This is a genomic window from Kaistella rhinocerotis (assembly GCF_030243905.1).
Classification (GTDB): domain Bacteria; phylum Bacteroidota; class Bacteroidia; order Flavobacteriales; family Weeksellaceae; genus Kaistella; species Kaistella rhinocerotis.
On the sequence record NZ_JASSYY010000002.1, the window covers coordinates 523,912 to 541,538 of the forward strand.

Sequence of the window (17,627 nt, forward strand, 5' to 3'; positions counted from 1 at the left end):
ATTATTTTCCGAAAGACCGCAGAAAATATTTTAGTCGAAAGTCAGTGCGAGCGGCAGGCGGAATCGGTAACGAACTGCATTTCCGTTCGATTTTGCCGGAGAAAATTTCTCAGGAAGAAGATAGAGTGCAATTTCAGCCTGACGGTTGAAGGTGAAGTTGTGCCCTTCTGCATGTACATTGCTGATGGTGCCATCGCGTTCTACCATGAACAGTACCTCAGCGCGGATGTGTTTTTCGTCGGCATGCACAGATTCCTGGTAAAAAAGGTCAGCGACCTGCGTGCGTAGTTTTTCAAAACCACCCGGATACTGCGCCTGTTCGGTAAGCGTTTCACGTGGCAGATTTTTAAGTTGCACTTCCGGCAGTGTCGTATACGCGTCGAGATCTTCGCGGTTTTTTACTTTGATAAGGGTGTTGATAAATGCGTTGTTCTGGATGCTGTCTAGCTTAACCATAAAATCCGCATAGTCTTTCTTAGCAAGTGCCTGCTGAAAAGGATTTTTTTCTGCGTTGAGGTGTTTTTGAAACTCTTTCGCGAGCATGTCCCGCTGATAATCGAAAAACCGTTTGGTACTGCGGAATTCCTCGTTTTGCTGCGCAAATATAAATGTGGACGCAAATAATACGAATAAATAAACCGCTTTTGAAACCGGATTTTTCATTTTTAAATTCTTAAAACATTCCAAGTTCAAAACGGGCTTCCTCGCTCATCATGTCCTTATTCCAGGCTGGTTCGAAGGTAAGTTCCAAATCAACTTCCTTCACGCCTTCAATTTCGGAAACTTTTTCACGCACCTCCGCCGGAAGGCTTTCTGCCACGGGACAGTTTGGCGTTGTAAGCGTCATGATCACTTTCACCTCACCGATTTCGGAAATCTGTACATCGTAAATGAGGCCGAGTTCATAGATATCTACCGGAATCTCGGGATCGTAAACGGTTTTTAAGTTTTTGATAATATTTTCGCCGATTTCGGCGATCTGGTCGTCTGTATAATTCATGTCGTTGGCTCTCTGGCCGCCGCGGTTTTAGTCCAGTTTCTCAAGTAAATCTTCCTGTCTCATGCGGCGGAAAATGTTTGCCAAAGTTAGCACATCTTTTTCACAATATTGAACTATTCTAAATAAGTCTTTTTCTGTGTGGTATATAGATGCGACCATGGAACCGTCTATATCGTCCTTCGGCGTAGGGATGCCGAAGACGTGCGCTAAAAGTTCAAGCGAAATGTAAGATTTATAATCTCCGAATTTCCAAAGTTCCATCGTATCGAGATGCGGAATCTCCCAGGGCTTTTTGCCAAACATCTGAAATGGCATTGGCGGTTGAAGGCCGTTGATAAGGAAGCGTCTTGCAATCCACGGAAAATCGAATTCCTTTCCGTTGTGCGCGCATAGGATAACATCGCGCAGTCTTGGCTTGTTAAAAATTCTACCAAAATCCTCAAGCATCGTTTTCTCATCATCTCCGTAGAAACTTCGGATCAGCAACTTATCACTCTTGTCCAGCATCCCAACAGAAATGCAGATGATCTTGCCAAATTCTGCCATTATACCGCCACGCTCTGCATAGAAAGCTTCCGCAGTGTGATCGTCTTTACGCTGCGGTTTGGTTTTTTTGTCCCAAAGATATTTGCCCGATTCATCCATATCGTCCCAATTTCCATGCTGCGGCACCGTTTCGATGTCGAGAAACATTACTTTTTCTAATGGAACATGCTGAATCACAATGCTTTTATTTAAATATTTAATTCTTACCCAACCTTCAGACCGTTGTTTACATTCGACAGCGGTGTCAGCAAAGTTACATCATTATTCTCGCCATATATTCCTAAAATCAGGCACTCGCTCATAAAGTCTGCTATTTGCTTTTTAGGAAAATTCACGACCGCAATTATCTGTTTGCCGGTCAGGTCGTCGGCTTTATACAGCGCCGTTAATTGCGCCGAAGATTTTAGAATTCCAAGTAAACCAAAATCAATTTCAAGTTGATAGGCGGGTTTTCGTGCTTTCACAAAGTCCTTGGCAGAAATAATCGTGCCCGTTCTGATGTCGAGTTTTTCAAAATCTTCCCACGAAATTTCGGGTTTACGGTCCATGTTACTTTTTCACAGAAACTACATAATCATACACCAAACTGTGCTGCTCTTCAGTCAGTTTTGCTTTTGGTGCCATCCAGTTCATAATGCCTACCCAATCCTGTGCTGAGTGCGCAGTAGGATTCGGTAATGCATGACAGCGCGCGCACGAGTTTTCAAAAATGGTTTTTCCGGCAGCCAAATGCTCGGCGCTAAAGGTTTTTGATCCTTCGGCCACCGCGTTTTTCGGTGTACATGCTGTCATTAAAACCATTAAGGCTGCAAATAAGGCTAAAGAATACTTTTTTCCGTCGATTTTACGTGATGTCGCTTGCTGTTTTGATGTCATTAATGCTATAGTTTAGATTCAAAAATAACAAATTTCTCTTACATTTGTTCGGACAGCCCTTTTATTAATGGAACTTTCCTGCCAACGCGAGACATATTTTAAATGAACCTTTCAAAAAAATGTTTCGGAAGCAACTTCCAACGCGAAAGTCCTATTTTCCTCGTTTTGAACGTGGAACTTTAAGATCTAATAAACTAGGGTTGCGAATTGAATATCCGAATTTCTAATTATGGAATTTAAACTAGAGCAATACCTGGATGGAATATACAGTGGCGATAAAAGAATGATCGGCAAAGCGATCACGCTTGTAGAAAGTAAAAAATCTGCGCACCGTGAGCTTGCTGATGAGTTGCTCCGGAACATCATGCCACGCACCGGCAAATCTGTACGTATCGGTATCACAGGAATTCCGGGCGCGGGGAAATCTACATTTATCGAAAGCTACGGCAAAATTTTGGTGCAAAAAGGCCATCGCGTCGCAGTTTTGGCCATAGATCCGAGTTCATCACTGAACAAAGGGTCCATTTTAGGAGATAAAACCCGCATGGAAGAACTTGCCAAAATGGATAAGGTTTTTATCAGACCTTCACCGACATCCGGATTTCTGGGAGGTGTGGCCAATGCAACTTTCGAAACCATGCTCATTTGCGAAGCTGCGGGCTACGATTATATCTTGATTGAAACGGTAGGCGTGGGACAAAGTGAGGTTTTGGTTGCTGATATCACCGATGCTTTTGTGTTCCTGAAAATTACAGGCGGCGGCGATGAACTTCAGGGTATAAAAAGGGGAATAATGGAAATGGTTGATCTTATTTTCATCAACAAAGTAGATGAGCAGAACCGTACGCTTGCTAAAAACACCAAGATTGAGCTGATGCGCGCACTACATTTCCTTTCACCTAAGGAAGCCGGTTGGAAGGTTCCGGTACTAATTGGAAGCGCGCTTCAAAGCGAAGGTCTTGTGGAAGTGTATGAAAAGTTAAGCGAATTGGTGGCACTTAAAAAATCTTCGGGACGGTTTGACTCCGTACGCAAAGAGCAGGCGCAAAAACGGTTTGAATATTGGGTTCATGCATTTATCCTGCAGCAAATTTCCGAAAATAATCAGGCAGAAGCACTTTACAACTTGCACAAAAAAAATGCTTCTGAACTGACATCAAATCCCAGTACAGAAGCACAACTCTTCGTCTCGAAGTTGTTTAAAAAATAAATTATTTCTTTTCCAGGTTTTTGGTGACGTATCCGCTGTATGAAATAGGCTGGCGGTCGTTCGAGTCAATCGAAAGATAGGCTCTGCCTTGTGGGAAAACTTCGAGTATCAGACGCTGCACCCCGGAACGGTCTTGTGGAATGATGGTATAGACGGTACTTCCTTTCTTGCCTTCTTTCTTGGTAATACCGAATTCTTTAGTTTTAAATCTATAGGCACTTTTAGAAGTGTCGTAACTTGGTGTATAAGACCTGCCGAAATAGGGCAGTTCCGCAGTGATTTCAGATTTTTCAGCCCTTAGGCTGTAACCGTAATCGAGATCCAGTACACGTGCAGAACTGGAGTTTGGCAAAGAATTAAGGACATTGATCACATCCGCATTTGTTGGGTGCGCCTTTTCAGCCATAAATGTGAATTCACCCTGCTGAAGAAGCGAAGAAACCTCAGCTTTCGGCATAGTGTTACTGGTTCCGCAGCTTGACAGAATGAGCAACAGTGTTGCAGCACAATATTTTAGTAAGTTATTCATATCCGATTTTTTGTATTTGATACAAATATGGTGCGAAATGTTAAGGAGCAAAAATTTATTTGGAATAAAAATTGTTTAGCAATGAAAAATCTGAAATTTACAGCAATGAAAAATTTGAACAAAATAATGGGCGTAGGGGCCCTGGCGGTGATCCTTTCCTGTACGACAAACCCTATTACAGGCCGAAAATCGCTCCATTTGGCGAACGATCAGGAGATTTCAGCGATGGCTCTTCAGCAATATCGCCAAACATTATCCACTTCAAAGGTGATAAGCGGTACTACAGCTGCAAACAGCGTGAAAAATGTAGGCGCACGTATAAAGAATGCTGCCAACAACTATTATAAAAGCATTGGGCGCGAAGGTGACCTGACAAATTACCAATGGGAATTTAATCTCATCGATGATAAACAGGTCAACGCATGGTGTATGCCGGGGGGAAAAGTGGCTGTTTATACAGGAATTCTACCGATAACCAAAAATGATACGGGTCTAGCAGTAGTTTTGGGACACGAAATTTCGCATGCCCTCGCTGGTCATGGAAATGAAAGAATTTCGCAGGCGATGGTTGCCCAATATGGAGGTGCGGTGCTTGGTAGCGCTACGAGCGGACAGATGGCCAGCATTTTCCAGCAGGTTTATCCTATCGGTGCACAAGTGGCGCTGCTGAAATATGGCCGCAGCCAGGAACTGGAAGCTGACGAGATGGGACTTTACCTAATGGCGATGGCCGGTTATGATCCACGTCAGGCACAGCCTTTCTGGGAGCGTATGGAAGCATCATCTTCAGGTAACAGACCACCGGAGTTCCTTTCCACTCACCCGAGTCCTGAAAACCGACGGGCAGATATCGAGAGACGTTTGCCTAAAGCACTTGAGTATTACAAAGCTGCTGGCGGAAAACTTTAAATATTACTCATTAAACAACGAACCTTCCTGAATAATTATTAAATTTGGGAAGGTTTTTAATATTTGAAAATGAAAAATTTACATTTTATAGGCTTTTTGCTGCTGGCACTGGCTTTTCTGCTTTATTATCTGTTGCCTGAGTTTTCATTTGTAAAATTGTTTGAACCTATCAGCCTTATGGGTATCCTTGCCGGAATCGGTATTGGTTTAATAATCGGCGGGATCGTAGGTTACGTAAGCAAAGGAACCGCATTGCGCGAAGAGCAGAAACGTCAGGAACTGAAAAAACTCCGCAAGGAAAAAGAGGAGCTTGACCGACAGATTGCTGAGCTTGCGCGGGAACAAACCATCGATGAGCTACCAAAAAATAATCCTCAGAACTATTGATTCTGAGGATTTTATTTTAGTCTTTAAATTTATTAGAACTTATAACCTAAACCGACCATAAAGAAACTCGGTCTGTTATCATACTCTATTTCCTGGTCTGAACCGGCCACAGTATTTACAAACTTACGTTGGTCGCTGGAGAATGCGCCTTCATAACGCGCAGAAAGAATAAGTTTTTTTATTTCACTCTGCACACCGAGCTGATACCCGATCGTGAAATCTTTAGCTTTCACCTGTTGTACAAAGGTTCCGAAATCATCTCCTTTGGCTAAATTAAAACTTGCAACAGGCCCAACATACGCACTAAGCATATCACCTAATAAATTGTAACCCAGCAAAACAGGAACATCTATACGGCTGTTTTTTGCCTCTAGCGTCGTTTGCTGGTTATTGGTGTCACCGGCTACGGTAACTTCATTCTTAAAGTTGGTATAATAGATTTCCGGCATTACATAAAGTGCGGTTGGTAAATCAACTTTTAATGACAGACCCGCATTAAATCCTGTGATGTTTTTTCCGTTTTCGCTCACCGCTGTGCCGGCAGCGTCTTTGAAGTTTTGCCACGTTGCTGAGCTTGTAGGGATCAGCACATTGGCTTTACCAGCAACAGAAACCTGCGCTGATGCAAAAATACTGGCTCCTAAAAGAGCGATACTAAATAATTTATTCATTGTTCAAGGATTGTTTACAATATTTTCAATGGATGTTTTGTTCGTTTCAAGAAAGTACTCGCGCAGTTCCTTGAAAAGTTCCGACGAATAAACGAAATCGATGAGGTTTTTATTGCCTGCATTGATCAGGATGTCTTTGTTTCCTTCCCATTCCTTTATTCCAAGTCGCAGATATACAATTTTCTCGCCAATTGTCATCACCGAGTTCATGTCGTGTGAATTGATGATGGTTGTAGTGTTGTACTCTTTGGTAATTTCAAGCAGCAAATCATCGATGATGTTTGATGTGTATGGATCGAGACCTGAATTGGGCTCATCGCAGAATAAATATTTCGGATTGTTTACGATCGCACGCGCGATCGCCACCCGCTTCTGCATTCCACCGGAGATCTCAGAAGGGAATTTGCGGTTTGCATTTTCGAGGTGTACACGCCCGATTACTTCAAAAACACGTCTTTTTTTCTCACGGTAAGATAGATTGGTGAACATATCGAGCGGAAAAGTGATGTTTTCTTCCACCGTCATTGAGTCAAACAGTGCGCTGCCCTGGAAAACCGTCCCGATCTCGGAGCGGAGCGTCTGTTTCTCATCACGCGACATTTTATTGATATCACGTCCGTCGAACAGAATCCCGCCGGAGGTGGGCTGGTAAACATTGAGCAAACTCTTAAGAAAGACCGTCTTGCCCGAACCACTCTGACCGATGATTAGATTCACCTTCCCAGTCTCAAAGGTGGTTGTAATACCTTTGAGTACTTCAACATTCTCGAAGCTTTTCTTTAAATCTTTTACTTCTATCATTAGCTTAAGAACATTTGTGTTAATATTAAATTGGTGATGATGATCGCAACAATGGTCCAAACAACCGCCTGTGTACTTGCGCGACCCACTTCCAGTGAGCCTCCTTTCACATTATAACCAAAGTACGACGGAATGGTGGCAATCAAAAATGCAAACATAGCCGTCTTAAAGAAGGCATACCATATGAAATGTTGCGGCATATACATCTGTATTCCGGTAATATAATCGGCCTTGCTCCAGCTGCCTGTTGCCTGGCCTGCCAAATATCCTCCCCAAATGCCGAATACGATACTGATCGCAATAAGCAAGGGATTAAAGATTACACTTGCCAAGATTTTCGGCAGGATCAGAAAGTTTGGAGAATTGACACCCATGATATCGAGCGCATCAATCTGTTCTGTAACCCGCATCGTACCAATACTGGAAGCAATATATGAACCGACCTTACCTGCTAGAATAACCGAAATGATAGTTGGGGCAAATTCGAGGATCAAAACCACTTTTGTGGCATAGCCGATAAAAGCATTTGGAATAGGGAAAGAGGAAGCACTGAAATTATTGAACATCTGGATGGCTACCACCGCACCCACAAAGATGGAGGTGAAGAGTACCAGCCCAAAAGAATTGACACCTAAATCATGAATCTCACGCATGAAAAGCTTGCCGAAAACCGAACTTTTTTGCGGTCTTTTAAGGCTTTTCGAGAGCAGCAGAAAGTAAGCTCCTATCTCACTGAAGAGTTTTTTTAACATTTGGCTAAATTAGTATTTTATTTATTTCTAAGATTTTTAATTGGCATTTTTGTCCCCGCCAATTACTAGAAAAACTGTCTTCAAAATGATGACCAAATCGAGCATAAAGCTCCAGTTTTTCACATAGAACGCGTCCGTAAGGATCCTTTTTTTCATTTGGATATCCATGTCACCATTATCACCGCGCAAACCGTTCACCTGCGCTAGACCGGTAACACCCGGTTTTACAAGGCTGCGTATCGAGTAGCGACCGATTTTCAACTTATAAAAATCGTCCACCAACAGCATATGCGGGCGTGGACCTACAACAGACATATCGCCGAGCAGCACATTGATGAACTGCGGAAACTCATCCAGACTGGTCTTGCGCAGAAACTGACCTATCCGGGTGATTCTGTCATCATTTTTCGCCGTGGTCTTATGTGTACAGTCGCCATTTACACGCATCGTGCGGAATTTAATGCAATTAAAAACACGTTCATGAAAGCCATACCGCTGCTGCGTAAAAAACACCGGTCCTTTTCCGTCGAGCTTTATGAGCAGCGCAACAAGCGGGAACAGCCAGATGCCAATCAAAAGTAGGACCGCAAGGCTAAAAGCGATGTCAAAACTTCGTTTTAATGTATTATTCGACAGGAAATCAAGTGGAAATTTAGATGGGACCAATATTGGCTGCATCTCCACATAGGCGAGGTCATACTGGAAAAAATTGGTTCTGGTTGTCCCGGGAATCAGGGAAATCCTCACTTTGTGCAACTCAGCCTGACGGAATATCTCATTTTCCTGGAGTTTTTCAAGGAAGCCGGCTGACACATACATCGTGTGGATGCCGGTTTTTTTCCAAAAGTCAACAAGGTGTTGCGAATCAAGTGGCTCCTGAGCGGGATAATTAAAAATTTTAAAACCGTAATCCTTTCGTTTCCTGAAAATGTTTTTAAGTATTTCTGCGGAGCTGTCATCAGGCAGGAACATGATATTCCGGTGGTTAATACCGCGGCTTCGCAGATATTTTAAAATAAAGGAAATCACAGATTTTATGACCACCAGCAATACAAAAAGCGTGACTGCGATCATGAAGCGATCCTGCTTCAAAAAATCGTTGTTGCTGACTTTAGCCAAAAGTATGACGCCGAAAATGAAAATGAAGATGTGCGTGACCAGACGTTCCAGATAAATGGTGTACGTTAGGTTTCTCGCAATCGAATACAATCGCGTGGTTCCACTGAGCAAGATCCAGAAAAATGCCAGGAGTATGAGCGAAAATATATTCTGTTCCCAGATATCCCTCGGAATTGGCTGATTGTAGTTTCGCAAAAAATAAAAAAGAAATACACTGGTGATTACCAGCACATCCAATATGATAAATAAGACCTTAAAATACCTCGAATATCGAATTTTCTGCATAAAACCGAGTTACATTATGTAAATTTAACATAATTTTATGGAATATTCAAATATTTGTGGGTTTGTACAGAAGCCTGCCAATTCGGGTTTGCTAAAATAAAATCGGTGATTTTAGGATACATTTCCTCACGCTTGCTCCATTCGCTTTGCATATAAAGTCTGCACGTTGGGGATACCTTAGCAGCCTGCTCCTGCGCAAACTTAAAATCATTATTGTTAAATATGATCATTTTCAGTTCATGTGCCACCGCATAAATCTCTTCTTTCGGCAAGCCCGTTTTTTTAGGTGAAAGCGTGATCCAGTCAATATGTCCACTCAAAGGGTAGGCGCCGGAAGTTTCAATATGTATCGTACAGCCAAGTTCTTTTAGCCTTGAAGTCAGGATTTCAAGGTTCCACATCAACGGTTCGCCGCCGGTAAGTACAATGGTTTTGCAGTGTTCGGCGGCCGTTTCAGCGATGAATTCTGCGCTCATAAGCGGATGCAGCGTGGGGTCCCAGCTTTCTTTCACATCACACCAGTGACAACCGACGTCGCAGCCACCCAGACGAATGAAATAAGCCGCTTTCCCTGTATGTGCGCCTTCGCCCTGCAATGTGTAGAAGTGCTCCATGACGGGTAGCATTTTCCCCTCCGCCAGCAAAATATTTTCTTCTTCTTTAGTCATTGTACACAGACGTTTTATAAGCTAAAAGCGTGTTTTTCATCAACATAGCCCGCGTCATAGGTCCTACGCCACCTGGAACAGGCGTTATCGCGCCCGCGATTTCTTTGCAACTTTCAAAATCTACATCGCCTACCAATTTGTAACCTTTGTCCGACTGATCTTCGATGCGCGTAATTCCTACGTCGATTACGATCGCGCCCTGTTTGATCATGTCACCTTTAAGGAAATTAGGGTCGCCCAACGCGGTAATGACAATGTCTGCATTTTTCGTAAATTCCTCAATATGTGGCGTATAAGAGTGGGTAAGAGTCACCGTAGAATTTCCCGGAAAATCTTTTCGGCCCATCAGGATGCTCATCGGTTTGCCAACAATCCGGCTGCGACCGATGATCACACAATGTTTTCCTTTGGTATCGATCTGGTATCTTTCTAAAAGTGTAAGGATGCCGAATGGGGTTGCTGGCAGAAAAGTATCCATCTCGAGGGCCATTTTACCGAAATTTTCAGGATGAAAACCATCCACATCTTTCCGCGGATCAATCGCCATGATGATTTTCTCCTGATCGATCTGCGGTGGAAGCGGCAACTGCACGATGAATCCGTCAACGTCTTTTGAAAGGTTCAGTTCATTTATCTTTTCCAAAAGTTCAGCTTCAGAAACCGTACTTGGGAATTTTACCAAAGACGATTTGAAACCCACTTCTCGGCAATCTTTTATTTTATTGTTAACATAAGCTATGCTGGCGCCGTTTTGACCCACCAAGATTGCCACGAGGTGCGGAGGACGTCTTTTGCCTTCCACTATTTTTTCTACGTCGTATCGGATTTCGGTTTTAATTTCCTTTGAAATCTTTAATCCGTCGAGTATTTGTGCCATGATATCTGTTTAAATGTGTTTAAGAGCTTATTTCTGAGCCAGATAGTAGTTCATCAGTCCGTTTGTAGAAGAATCGTGCGAGGAAATTTCTCCTTTTGCTTCCAGTTCTGCAAGTATTTTTCCGGCCAAAACTTTTCCGAGTTCCACGCCGAACTGATCAAAACTGAAAATATTCCAGATCACGCCCTGCACGAAAATCTTATGTTCATACAGTGCGATCAGCTGACCAAGTGAATACGGTGTTAATTCATTGAATATAAATGAATTAGTTGGAGAGTCGCCTGAGAAAACCTTGTAGTTTAAAAGTTTTTCAATTTCATCAGACGACTTGCCTGAGGCCTGCATCTCCGCGGTTACTTCAGCTTCATTCTTGCCAAATGCCAAAGCTTCGGTCTGCGCAAAAAAGTTCGCCAGCAGTTTATCCTGATGGTCGGAAACTTCGTTGCACGATTTTACGTATGCTAAAAAATCCACCGGAATAAGCTCAGTACCCTGATGAATTAATTGGTAAAACGCGTGTTGACCGTTTGTTCCCGGTTCACCCCAAATAATCGGGCCGGTTTCGTAATCTACATATTCGCCGTTTCGGTCTACGGATTTACCATTACTTTCCATATCGCCCTGCTGCAGATACGCTGCAAAACGGTCAAGATACTGAGAATATGGCAGGATGGCGTAAGTTCCCGCGCCGTAAAAATTTCGGTACCAAATGCCAAGCATCGCCATCAGCACCGGTACGTTTTCTTTAAAATCTGCGGTACGGAAATGATTGTCAGTTTCATTTGCACCTTTTAAGAGTTGCTCGAAGTTATCATAACCAACCGCGAGCACGATGCTGAGGCCAATCGCACTCCAAAGCGAATAGCGGCCGCCAACCCAATCCCAAAATTCAAAAATGTTTTCTTCGGCAATCCCAAATTCCTTCACCGATTTTACATTGGTAGAAAGTGCTACAAAATGCTTCGCTACATCGTCCGGCTGTCCTTTTTTCAGGAACCAGTCTTTAGCGGAAGCCGCATTCGTCATCGTTTCCTGCGTGGTGAAAGTCTTGGATGCAATGATGAAAAGGGTGGTTTCAGGATCTAAACTTTTCAAAGTTTCAGCGATGTGATTTCCATCTACATTTGAAACAAAATGTACGTTAAGCCGCGTTTTGAAATGTTTCAGTGCGGAGCAAACCATCACCGGACCAAGGTCTGAACCTCCAATCCCGATATTTACCACATCGGTGATTTCCTTGCCGGAAAAACCTTTGTGCGAACCTGAAATTACTTTTCCGGAAAAATCCTTCATTTGACCCAGCACTCTGCGAATCAAAGGCTTGATGTCTTCGCCGTCCACCATCAGTGGAGTGTCTGAAAAATCTCGCAAAGCCGTGTGAAGCACCGCGCGGTTCTCTGTTTCGTTGATTTTCTCTCCTATAAACATGGCCTCGATCGCCTGTTTCAGCTCGGTTTCGTCCGCGAGTTTCAGGAGCAGTTCAAGCGTTTGGTCATTAATTAGGTTTTTAGAAAAATCGAACAGATAGCCGTCGCGCTGAACAGAAAATTCGCGAAAACGGTTCGGATTGTTCTGAAACAATTCGCGAAGCTCAAAATCATTGTTCGCAAAATGTTCTTCCAGATTTTGCCACGCGTTCGTTTGTTCGGGATTTATTTTAGGAAGCATTCGGTTGTATTTTAAAGGTCAAATTATTGAATGGAAGCCACTCAGAAACGCTGCAAATTTACAGAAAATAAAAACCTCCGAAAAATCCGGAGGTTTGTGATTTTACAATTTTATCGCCCGCCTACGGGTTCGTTTTTGGAATATGCCGGAATGGTGATTACCGCTGCAGCGACACCCGCCGCAATGAGAACCGTTCCTAGTGTGTTACTTTTATTCACCGAGGCAACCTGGTTTCTTTGAAGGTTGTAGCTTTTAAGATCGAGGTCGGTGCCCGTAATGGTTGTTGCATCAACTTTTGACACTTTAAATTTTGCTCGGCTGCCATCCAGTTTTTTAAAAGTATATGTATTCCCAACCCGTACTTTACTGTCAATTTGATCGGTTTCGCCCGGCCTGACAACTTTTGTAGCACATGAACCTACGATGAGTAAACTTAGTAAACTGCCCGTGAATTTTGACTTCATTAAAAATAATTTTTGGCAAATTTAAATTTTATAATGAATCACAATCTCTAAATTAACCTGTTTGTGCACATTATTTTTCAATGGCAAGATCAATGACTTCGCTCATTCGGTTCACATAATTTATCTTTAAATTTTTCAGGTAATCTTTTTTGATTTCTTCCACATCTTTGCGGTTTGCTTCGCACAGAATAATTTCGGTGATTCCGGCGCGCGTAGCCGCGAGGAGTTTCTCTTTGATGCCGCCCACAGGCAAAACTTTGCCGCGCAGCGTGATTTCGCCTGTCATTGCCAGATGTTCCTTCACTTTTTTATTCGTAAAACTGGAAACAATTGAGGTCAGCATTGCGATTCCTGCTGATGGACCATCTTTTGGCGTGGCACCTTCAGGCACGTGAACGTGAATGTTTTTCTTTTGGATGTCTTCGGAAGAAATCCCAAGTTCATCGTGTTTCGCTTTGATATATTCCAAAGCAATGGTCGCGGATTCCTTCATCACAGTTCCCAGATTTCCGGTCATCGTCAGGTTTCCCTTGCCTTCGCTCAGGATACTTTCTATAAACAGAATGTCGCCGCCAACCTGAGTCCAGGCAAGACCTGTCACAACACCCGGCACGCCAGTAATTTCAGAAAGGCTTTTTGGTCTTGGAACGCCCAGGATCTCATCAATTTTACTGATCGATATTTTTGCGTTGTACTCTTTTTCCATCGCGGTTTGCAGTGCGACCCATCTTGCGACGGAGGCCAGCCTTTTTTCAAGACCACGCACGCCACTTTCGGACGTGTGCGCATCGATGATATGTTTCAGTTCGGCGTTTCCGAGCTTGAATGAATTCAGCGCGAGACCATTTTCCTCCTGCTGTTTTTTAATTAAATGCCTTTTCGCGATTTCCACTTTTTCCTCTAAGGTGTAGCCCGCAATTTCTATGATTTCCATTCGGTCAAGCAACGGACGCTGTACCGAAGAAAGCGAGTTCGCGGTTGCAATAAACATTACTTTCGACAGATCATAGCCCATTTCCAGGTAGTTGTCATAGAAAGAGTGATTCTGTTCGGGGTCAAGCACTTCCAGCAGCGCTGAGCTCGGATCACCATGGACGCCCTGGCCAATTTTATCGATCTCATCGAGCACGATCACCGGATTGGATGTCCCGGCTTTCTTTACTGACTGCAAAATTCTTCCAGCCATTGCACCAATGTAAGTCTTGCGGTGTCCGCGTATTTCAGACTCATCATGCAACCCGCCGAGTGATACACGTACATATTTGCGGCCGAGCGCGTCTGCGACAGATTTACCAAGTGAGGTTTTACCAACTCCCGGTGGGCCTACCAGGCAGAGAATTGGCGATTTCATGTTATTTTTAAGTTTCAGTACCGCCATATGCTCAAGAATCCTTTTTTTAATGTCTTCAAGACCGAAATGGGCTTTATCTAAAACTTTTTGTGCCTTATTGATATCAAATACATCCTTTGAATAATGTTCCCACGGCAATTCTGTAAAGAAGTCGAGGTAATTCCGTTGCACGTTGTAATCGGGCGAACTTGGGTTTTGCCTCTGTAGCCGGTTGATTTCCTTGTTGAAATGTGTCGCCACATCATCACTCCACTTTAGTTTTTTGGCTTTTTCCATCAGTTCCTCCACATCAGAATCAGGACCGCCGCCCAGTTCTTCCTGGATGGCGCGCATCTGCTGGTTCAGGAAATATTCACGTTGGCTTTTGTCGAGCTCGCGGTTGGTCTTTTGATGGATCTGATTCCGGAGTTCAAGTTTCCGGAAATCCGCATGCATCAGTTCATAGCAACGCTGCGCGCGGTTCATGAGGTGTTTTTCTTCGAGGAGTTTTTGCTTTTCTTCCGGCGAAAAATTGGCATTTGCACAGATGAAATTCAGCAAATCCTCATTATCACTCATATTTTTTATAGCGAAATTGGCCGCGGCCGGAATGTTAGGATCAAGCTCAATGATCTTGAAGGCCATGTCCTTGATATTTTCGAGCAGGGCCGCGTATTCTTCTTTTTTCTTTGAAGTAATGTCTTTAAGTTTGGTAACTTCAGCTTTGAAGAATGGCTGTGTCGCGGTGAAATTCTTTACCGTGAAACGCTGGAAACCACGCGTGATAGCGGTGATGTTTCCTTCCGGAAGCTTTATTATTTTAATGATCTTGGCCAAAGTTCCTGTTCTGTAAAGATCATCTTCGGTAGGATTTTCGATCCCCGAATTATTCTGGGTCAGAATACCGATATATTCGTTGTTACGCTGAGCTTCCTCAAGCAATTTAATCGATTTTTCACGTCCGGCTGTAATTGGGATGATCACTTTCGGGAACATCACCATGTTCCGCACCGGCAAAATAGGAAAAACCTCCTGCACGGAGTTTTGTGTGCTTTCGGAAAAATCTCCGAGTTCGAGCTCTTCGGCCATTATTGTGAAACCATCTTCAATCATCTGCTCAATATTTAGTTCATTAAAATCTGCCATAATATATTTGAATGACAATCTGTCATCAGTAAAAACGTGCGTTTTGTTTAAATTTTTTAAAATCTTCATCCACGTGCTTAGATAAACGGGACGGAGGGTAAATTCACAAGCACTGTGCCAAGGACATATGTAGCCATATTTGCCGATGATTTAAAAATTACAGCATTAATTCTCAAAATTTTTCCTAATATGTTTAAAATGTGTATTTTCGCAAACTGATAAAATTTAAACAACAAAATGGCTATTTTAGGACAGATTAGAAACAGGCCTTGGCTTTTGATGGGGATTATCGCAGTCGCAATGCTGGCTTTCGTGGTAAATCCTGACAGTTTGGAAAAATTGTTTGGCGCAAAACCCGGCGTGTACGGTAAAGTAAATGGCGACGAGATCACGAAGGAAGAGTATGACGACCAACTCTTTATGTTGCAGCAACAGGCTCAGCAGCAAGGGCAACCGGGCACAGGTTTGGAAGAACAGGCCTGGCAGCTGATGGTACAATCGAAACTCATCAAGCAGCAATTCGAGAAAATGGGTCTTACGCTGACCGAAGACATGTTCTGGAATCAGCTTCAGTATGATCCTATGTTCGCTCAAAACAAAGAAAATTTCGATGCGAAAGGCAACTTCAAGACCCAGGAAATCAAGAAGCAAATTACCGATCTGCAAAACAGCGGCAACGTAGAGATGTACAACAATTGGCTGCGTACGCGCCGCACAATGGAGTACCGCATGATGGCACGTCAGCTTTTTGCAAATGTTTCCATTGGTATTACTGCGAGCAAGAAAGAAGCTGAAGAAATGATGAAGCAGCGTGACCAGCTTGCCAATATCGATTTCGTAAAGATCGATTACAGTGTTTACGAGAAGAAAAACCCTGTAAAAATCACTAGACAGGACCTTACAGATTATATCAAGAAGCATCCAATTCTTTTCAAGCGTGATGCGAGCCGTAATATCGGGTTTGTATATTTCCCGGCGGCCCCAAGTGCGCAGGATGAAACACTTGCTCAAAACGAGATCAACAAATTGTTTTCGCAGGGAACGGATATGAGCGATGGGAAAGAGAACTTCCAGAATACGACAAATGACTCCATGTTTGTTTCTTTAAATTCTGACTTACCGTTCAACCCGCAGTATTTCTCGGCAGAACAATTACCTTCTCAGATTAAGGATAAAGTTGCCGGTGCAAGCATTGGTAGCACTTTCGGTCCTTACAAAGAGCAAAATTTCTACGTAGTTTCTAAAATTTTAGATAAAAAACCTTCAGATTCCACGCTTTCACGACACATCCTGGTGACTTACAAAGGCAATCAGGCTGGGGCAAATGAAACCAGAAGCAAGGATGAAGCAAAAAAATTAGCTGATTCTATCGGTGCCGTACTTAAAGCTGATCCGGCAAAATTCACCGAAATGTTGAAGTATTCAGCAGATCCAAGTTCTGCGGCGCAGGGTGGAAGCGTGGGTTGGACAACACCGGCGACACCATTCGTACCGGAATATCTAAGCTTCCTGGCTAACAACGGGAAGGGCGCAACGGGTGTTGTAGAAACGCAGTTTGGTTACCACATCATCAATATCGAAGACAAAAAATCGGGCGCGATGACTTACAAGGTTGCTAACCTGGTAAAGGCGATCAAAGCATCAGACAAAACTGAAAATGAAGTGTACACTAAAGCTACCCGCTTTATTCAGCAGGTTCAGGGCAAATCTTTCAACGATTTCGCAAATATCGCGAAGAAAGGAAACTATCAGTTTGACAATCCTAAAGAAGTAGGCCGTTTCCAGGGACAGCTACCAGGTTTGGGAACCGATAAAGATCAGGAAATCATCGCGTGGGCATTTAACAAGAAACGCAGCAAAGGTGATACAGAAATCTTTACCGTAGATGGTACTGGTGACCGCATTGTAGCTTATCTGAACGGGATTCAGGATGCAGGAACTGCTGATCCGGAAGCGGTGAGAGACCAGATAGAGCCTATCATTAAGAATAAAATAATGGCGAAGCAGATTTCTGAAAAGATTAAAGCTGCAAATGCCAAATCCCTTGACCAGATCGCGAAGCTGTTCGGTGCTCCGAAAGGAAGCGGACAGATCAACATACTGAACCCGCTTCTTGCAGGGGCAATGGAACCGAAAGTCGCAGGTGCTGCATTTGGCGTTGCTAAAGGAAAACTTTCAATGCCTGTAGAAGGTATGACCGGTGTGTATGTTTTGGTGAAAAACTCGGAAACCGTAAACAAGCAACCAGGTGACATCAAGCAGGTGACTGAGGCAATTGCAGGGCAAAACTCACAGCAGTTTGGTCAGGCACTACTGAAGAGTCTTCAGGACAATGCAAAAATAAAAGATTACCGAATCGAACTGTTCAACCAGACAGCGATGCAGTAAG

19 protein-coding genes are annotated in these 17,627 nt (G+C 43.3%); 4 read left to right on the plus strand and 15 right to left on the minus strand.

What is annotated here, in order from left to right; translation table 11 throughout:
- Positions 1-30: 30 nt before the first annotated feature.
- The 5 genes from QEP06_RS07660 to QEP06_RS07680 are packed head-to-tail and all read right to left on the minus strand — an operon-like array spanning position 31 to position 2,422.
- Positions 31-663, minus strand: coding sequence for an energy transducer TonB (locus QEP06_RS07660; protein ID WP_285269752.1), 633 nt, complete (start codon positions 661-663; stop codon positions 31-33).
- Between the two features lie 10 nt (positions 664-673).
- Complete coding sequence (locus QEP06_RS07665) at positions 674-1,000, minus strand: SUF system Fe-S cluster assembly protein (RefSeq protein ID WP_251832444.1); 327 nt, start codon at positions 998-1,000, stop codon at positions 674-676.
- A gap of 27 nt (positions 1,001-1,027) precedes the next feature.
- Positions 1,028-1,723 (minus strand): ribonuclease H-like domain-containing protein, encoded by a 696-nt coding sequence (locus QEP06_RS07670; RefSeq protein ID WP_251832443.1) that lies wholly within the window; start codon positions 1,721-1,723, stop codon positions 1,028-1,030.
- Between the two features lie 26 nt (positions 1,724-1,749).
- Complete coding sequence (locus QEP06_RS07675; RefSeq protein ID WP_285269753.1) at positions 1,750-2,094, minus strand: tRNA-binding protein; 345 nt, start codon at positions 2,092-2,094, stop codon at positions 1,750-1,752.
- Position 2,095: 1 nt separating this feature from the next.
- A complete protein-coding gene (locus tag QEP06_RS07680; RefSeq protein WP_285269754.1) occupies positions 2,096-2,422 on the minus strand; it encodes a cytochrome C in 327 nt (108 codons plus the stop codon).
- A gap of 229 nt (positions 2,423-2,651) precedes the next feature.
- Here QEP06_RS07680 and meaB point away from each other — a divergent pair, with 229 nt between their 5' ends.
- Entirely contained in the window at positions 2,652-3,632 is a 981-nt protein-coding gene (meaB, locus tag QEP06_RS07685) for a methylmalonyl Co-A mutase-associated GTPase MeaB (RefSeq protein WP_285269755.1), read from the plus strand.
- A gap of 1 nt (position 3,633) precedes the next feature.
- Here the strand turns inward: meaB and QEP06_RS07690 are convergent, their stop codons facing one another.
- Positions 3,634-4,161, minus strand: a complete 528-nt coding sequence (locus QEP06_RS07690; RefSeq protein ID WP_285269756.1) for a DUF4251 domain-containing protein — start codon at positions 4,159-4,161, stop codon at positions 3,634-3,636.
- 105 nt (positions 4,162-4,266) lie between these two features.
- On the opposite strand from QEP06_RS07690, the gene QEP06_RS07695 reads away from it, so the two are divergent.
- A complete protein-coding gene (locus tag QEP06_RS07695; protein WP_251832909.1) occupies positions 4,267-5,070 on the plus strand; it encodes a M48 family metallopeptidase in 804 nt (267 codons plus the stop codon).
- A 69-nt stretch (positions 5,071-5,139) separates the two neighbouring features.
- A complete protein-coding gene (locus tag QEP06_RS07700; protein ID WP_251832438.1) occupies positions 5,140-5,457 on the plus strand; it encodes a hypothetical protein in 318 nt (105 codons plus the stop codon).
- A 32-nt stretch (positions 5,458-5,489) separates the two neighbouring features.
- Here QEP06_RS07700 and QEP06_RS07705 read toward each other — a convergent pair whose 3' ends face one another.
- The 9 genes from QEP06_RS07705 to lon all read right to left on the minus strand — a co-directional run bounded on the left by QEP06_RS07705 (position 5,490) and on the right by lon (position 15,238).
- The gene (locus tag QEP06_RS07705) at positions 5,490-6,128 is read right to left on the minus strand and encodes an outer membrane beta-barrel protein (protein WP_285269757.1); all 639 of its coding nucleotides are present in this window, start codon (positions 6,126-6,128) and stop codon (positions 5,490-5,492) included.
- A 3-nt stretch (positions 6,129-6,131) separates the two neighbouring features.
- A complete protein-coding gene (locus QEP06_RS07710; protein WP_285269758.1) occupies positions 6,132-6,929 on the minus strand; it encodes an ABC transporter ATP-binding protein in 798 nt (265 codons plus the stop codon).
- Positions 6,929-7,681: an MlaE family ABC transporter permease gene (locus tag QEP06_RS07715; protein WP_251832435.1), complete on the minus strand. Its 753-nt coding sequence runs from the start codon at positions 7,679-7,681 to the stop codon at positions 6,929-6,931. Before QEP06_RS07715 ends, QEP06_RS07710 begins: the two co-directional genes overlap by 1 nt.
- 36 nt (positions 7,682-7,717) lie before the next feature.
- On the minus strand, positions 7,718-9,085 hold the full coding sequence (locus QEP06_RS07720) for an exopolysaccharide biosynthesis polyprenyl glycosylphosphotransferase (RefSeq protein WP_285269759.1): 1,368 nt from the start codon (positions 9,083-9,085) through the stop codon (positions 7,718-7,720).
- A 35-nt stretch (positions 9,086-9,120) separates the two neighbouring features.
- Positions 9,121-9,753 (minus strand): 7-carboxy-7-deazaguanine synthase QueE, encoded by a 633-nt coding sequence (locus QEP06_RS07725; RefSeq protein WP_285269760.1) that lies wholly within the window; start codon positions 9,751-9,753, stop codon positions 9,121-9,123.
- On the minus strand, positions 9,746-10,630 hold the full coding sequence (locus QEP06_RS07730) for a bifunctional 5,10-methylenetetrahydrofolate dehydrogenase/5,10-methenyltetrahydrofolate cyclohydrolase (protein ID WP_251832432.1): 885 nt from the start codon (positions 10,628-10,630) through the stop codon (positions 9,746-9,748). Before QEP06_RS07730 ends, QEP06_RS07725 begins: the two co-directional genes overlap by 8 nt.
- A 27-nt stretch (positions 10,631-10,657) precedes the next feature.
- The gene (gene pgi / locus QEP06_RS07735) at positions 10,658-12,298 is read right to left on the minus strand and encodes a glucose-6-phosphate isomerase (RefSeq protein WP_285269761.1); all 1,641 of its coding nucleotides are present in this window, start codon (positions 12,296-12,298) and stop codon (positions 10,658-10,660) included.
- 110 nt (positions 12,299-12,408) lie between these two features.
- Complete coding sequence (locus tag QEP06_RS07740; RefSeq protein WP_285269762.1) at positions 12,409-12,762, minus strand: hypothetical protein; 354 nt, start codon at positions 12,760-12,762, stop codon at positions 12,409-12,411.
- A gap of 70 nt (positions 12,763-12,832) precedes the next feature.
- Positions 12,833-15,238: an endopeptidase La gene (gene lon, locus QEP06_RS07745; protein WP_285269763.1), complete on the minus strand. Its 2,406-nt coding sequence runs from the start codon at positions 15,236-15,238 to the stop codon at positions 12,833-12,835.
- Between the two features lie 237 nt (positions 15,239-15,475).
- On the opposite strand from lon, the gene QEP06_RS07750 reads away from it, so the two are divergent.
- Positions 15,476-17,626 carry a peptidylprolyl isomerase gene (locus tag QEP06_RS07750; RefSeq protein ID WP_285269764.1) on the plus strand — a complete coding sequence of 717 codons (2,151 nt, stop codon included), beginning with the start codon at positions 15,476-15,478 and terminating at the stop codon, positions 17,624-17,626.
- Position 17,627 lies beyond the last annotated feature (1 nt).

Coding starts and splice junctions, on each gene's coding strand:
- QEP06_RS07750 (WP_285269764.1), top strand. CDS start 15,476: ATGGCTATTTTAGGACAGATTAGAAACAGGCCTTGGCTTTTGATGGGG.
- pgi (WP_285269761.1), bottom strand. CDS start 12,298: ATGCTTCCTAAAATAAATCCCGAACAAACGAACGCGTGGCAAAATCTG.
- meaB (WP_285269755.1), top strand. CDS start 2,652: ATGGAATTTAAACTAGAGCAATACCTGGATGGAATATACAGTGGCGAT.
- QEP06_RS07725 (WP_285269760.1), bottom strand. CDS start 9,753: ATGACTAAAGAAGAAGAAAATATTTTGCTGGCGGAGGGGAAAATGCTA.
- QEP06_RS07710 (WP_285269758.1), bottom strand. CDS start 6,929: ATGATAGAAGTAAAAGATTTAAAGAAAAGCTTCGAGAATGTTGAAGTA.
- QEP06_RS07700 (WP_251832438.1), top strand. CDS start 5,140: ATGAAAAATTTACATTTTATAGGCTTTTTGCTGCTGGCACTGGCTTTT.
- QEP06_RS07730 (WP_251832432.1), bottom strand. CDS start 10,630: ATGGCACAAATACTCGACGGATTAAAGATTTCAAAGGAAATTAAAACC.
- QEP06_RS07715 (WP_251832435.1), bottom strand. CDS start 7,681: ATGTTAAAAAAACTCTTCAGTGAGATAGGAGCTTACTTTCTGCTGCTC.
- QEP06_RS07740 (WP_285269762.1), bottom strand. CDS start 12,762: ATGAAGTCAAAATTCACGGGCAGTTTACTAAGTTTACTCATCGTAGGT.
- lon (WP_285269763.1), bottom strand. CDS start 15,238: ATGGCAGATTTTAATGAACTAAATATTGAGCAGATGATTGAAGATGGT.
- QEP06_RS07690 (WP_285269756.1), bottom strand. CDS start 4,161: ATGAATAACTTACTAAAATATTGTGCTGCAACACTGTTGCTCATTCTG.
- QEP06_RS07680 (WP_285269754.1), bottom strand. CDS start 2,422: ATGACATCAAAACAGCAAGCGACATCACGTAAAATCGACGGAAAAAAG.
- QEP06_RS07665 (WP_251832444.1), bottom strand. CDS start 1,000: ATGAATTATACAGACGACCAGATCGCCGAAATCGGCGAAAATATTATC.
- QEP06_RS07660 (WP_285269752.1), bottom strand. CDS start 663: ATGAAAAATCCGGTTTCAAAAGCGGTTTATTTATTCGTATTATTTGCG.
- QEP06_RS07695 (WP_251832909.1), top strand. CDS start 4,267: ATGAAAAATTTGAACAAAATAATGGGCGTAGGGGCCCTGGCGGTGATC.
- QEP06_RS07705 (WP_285269757.1), bottom strand. CDS start 6,128: ATGAATAAATTATTTAGTATCGCTCTTTTAGGAGCCAGTATTTTTGCA.
- QEP06_RS07675 (WP_285269753.1), bottom strand. CDS start 2,094: ATGGACCGTAAACCCGAAATTTCGTGGGAAGATTTTGAAAAACTCGAC.
- QEP06_RS07720 (WP_285269759.1), bottom strand. CDS start 9,085: ATGCAGAAAATTCGATATTCGAGGTATTTTAAGGTCTTATTTATCATA.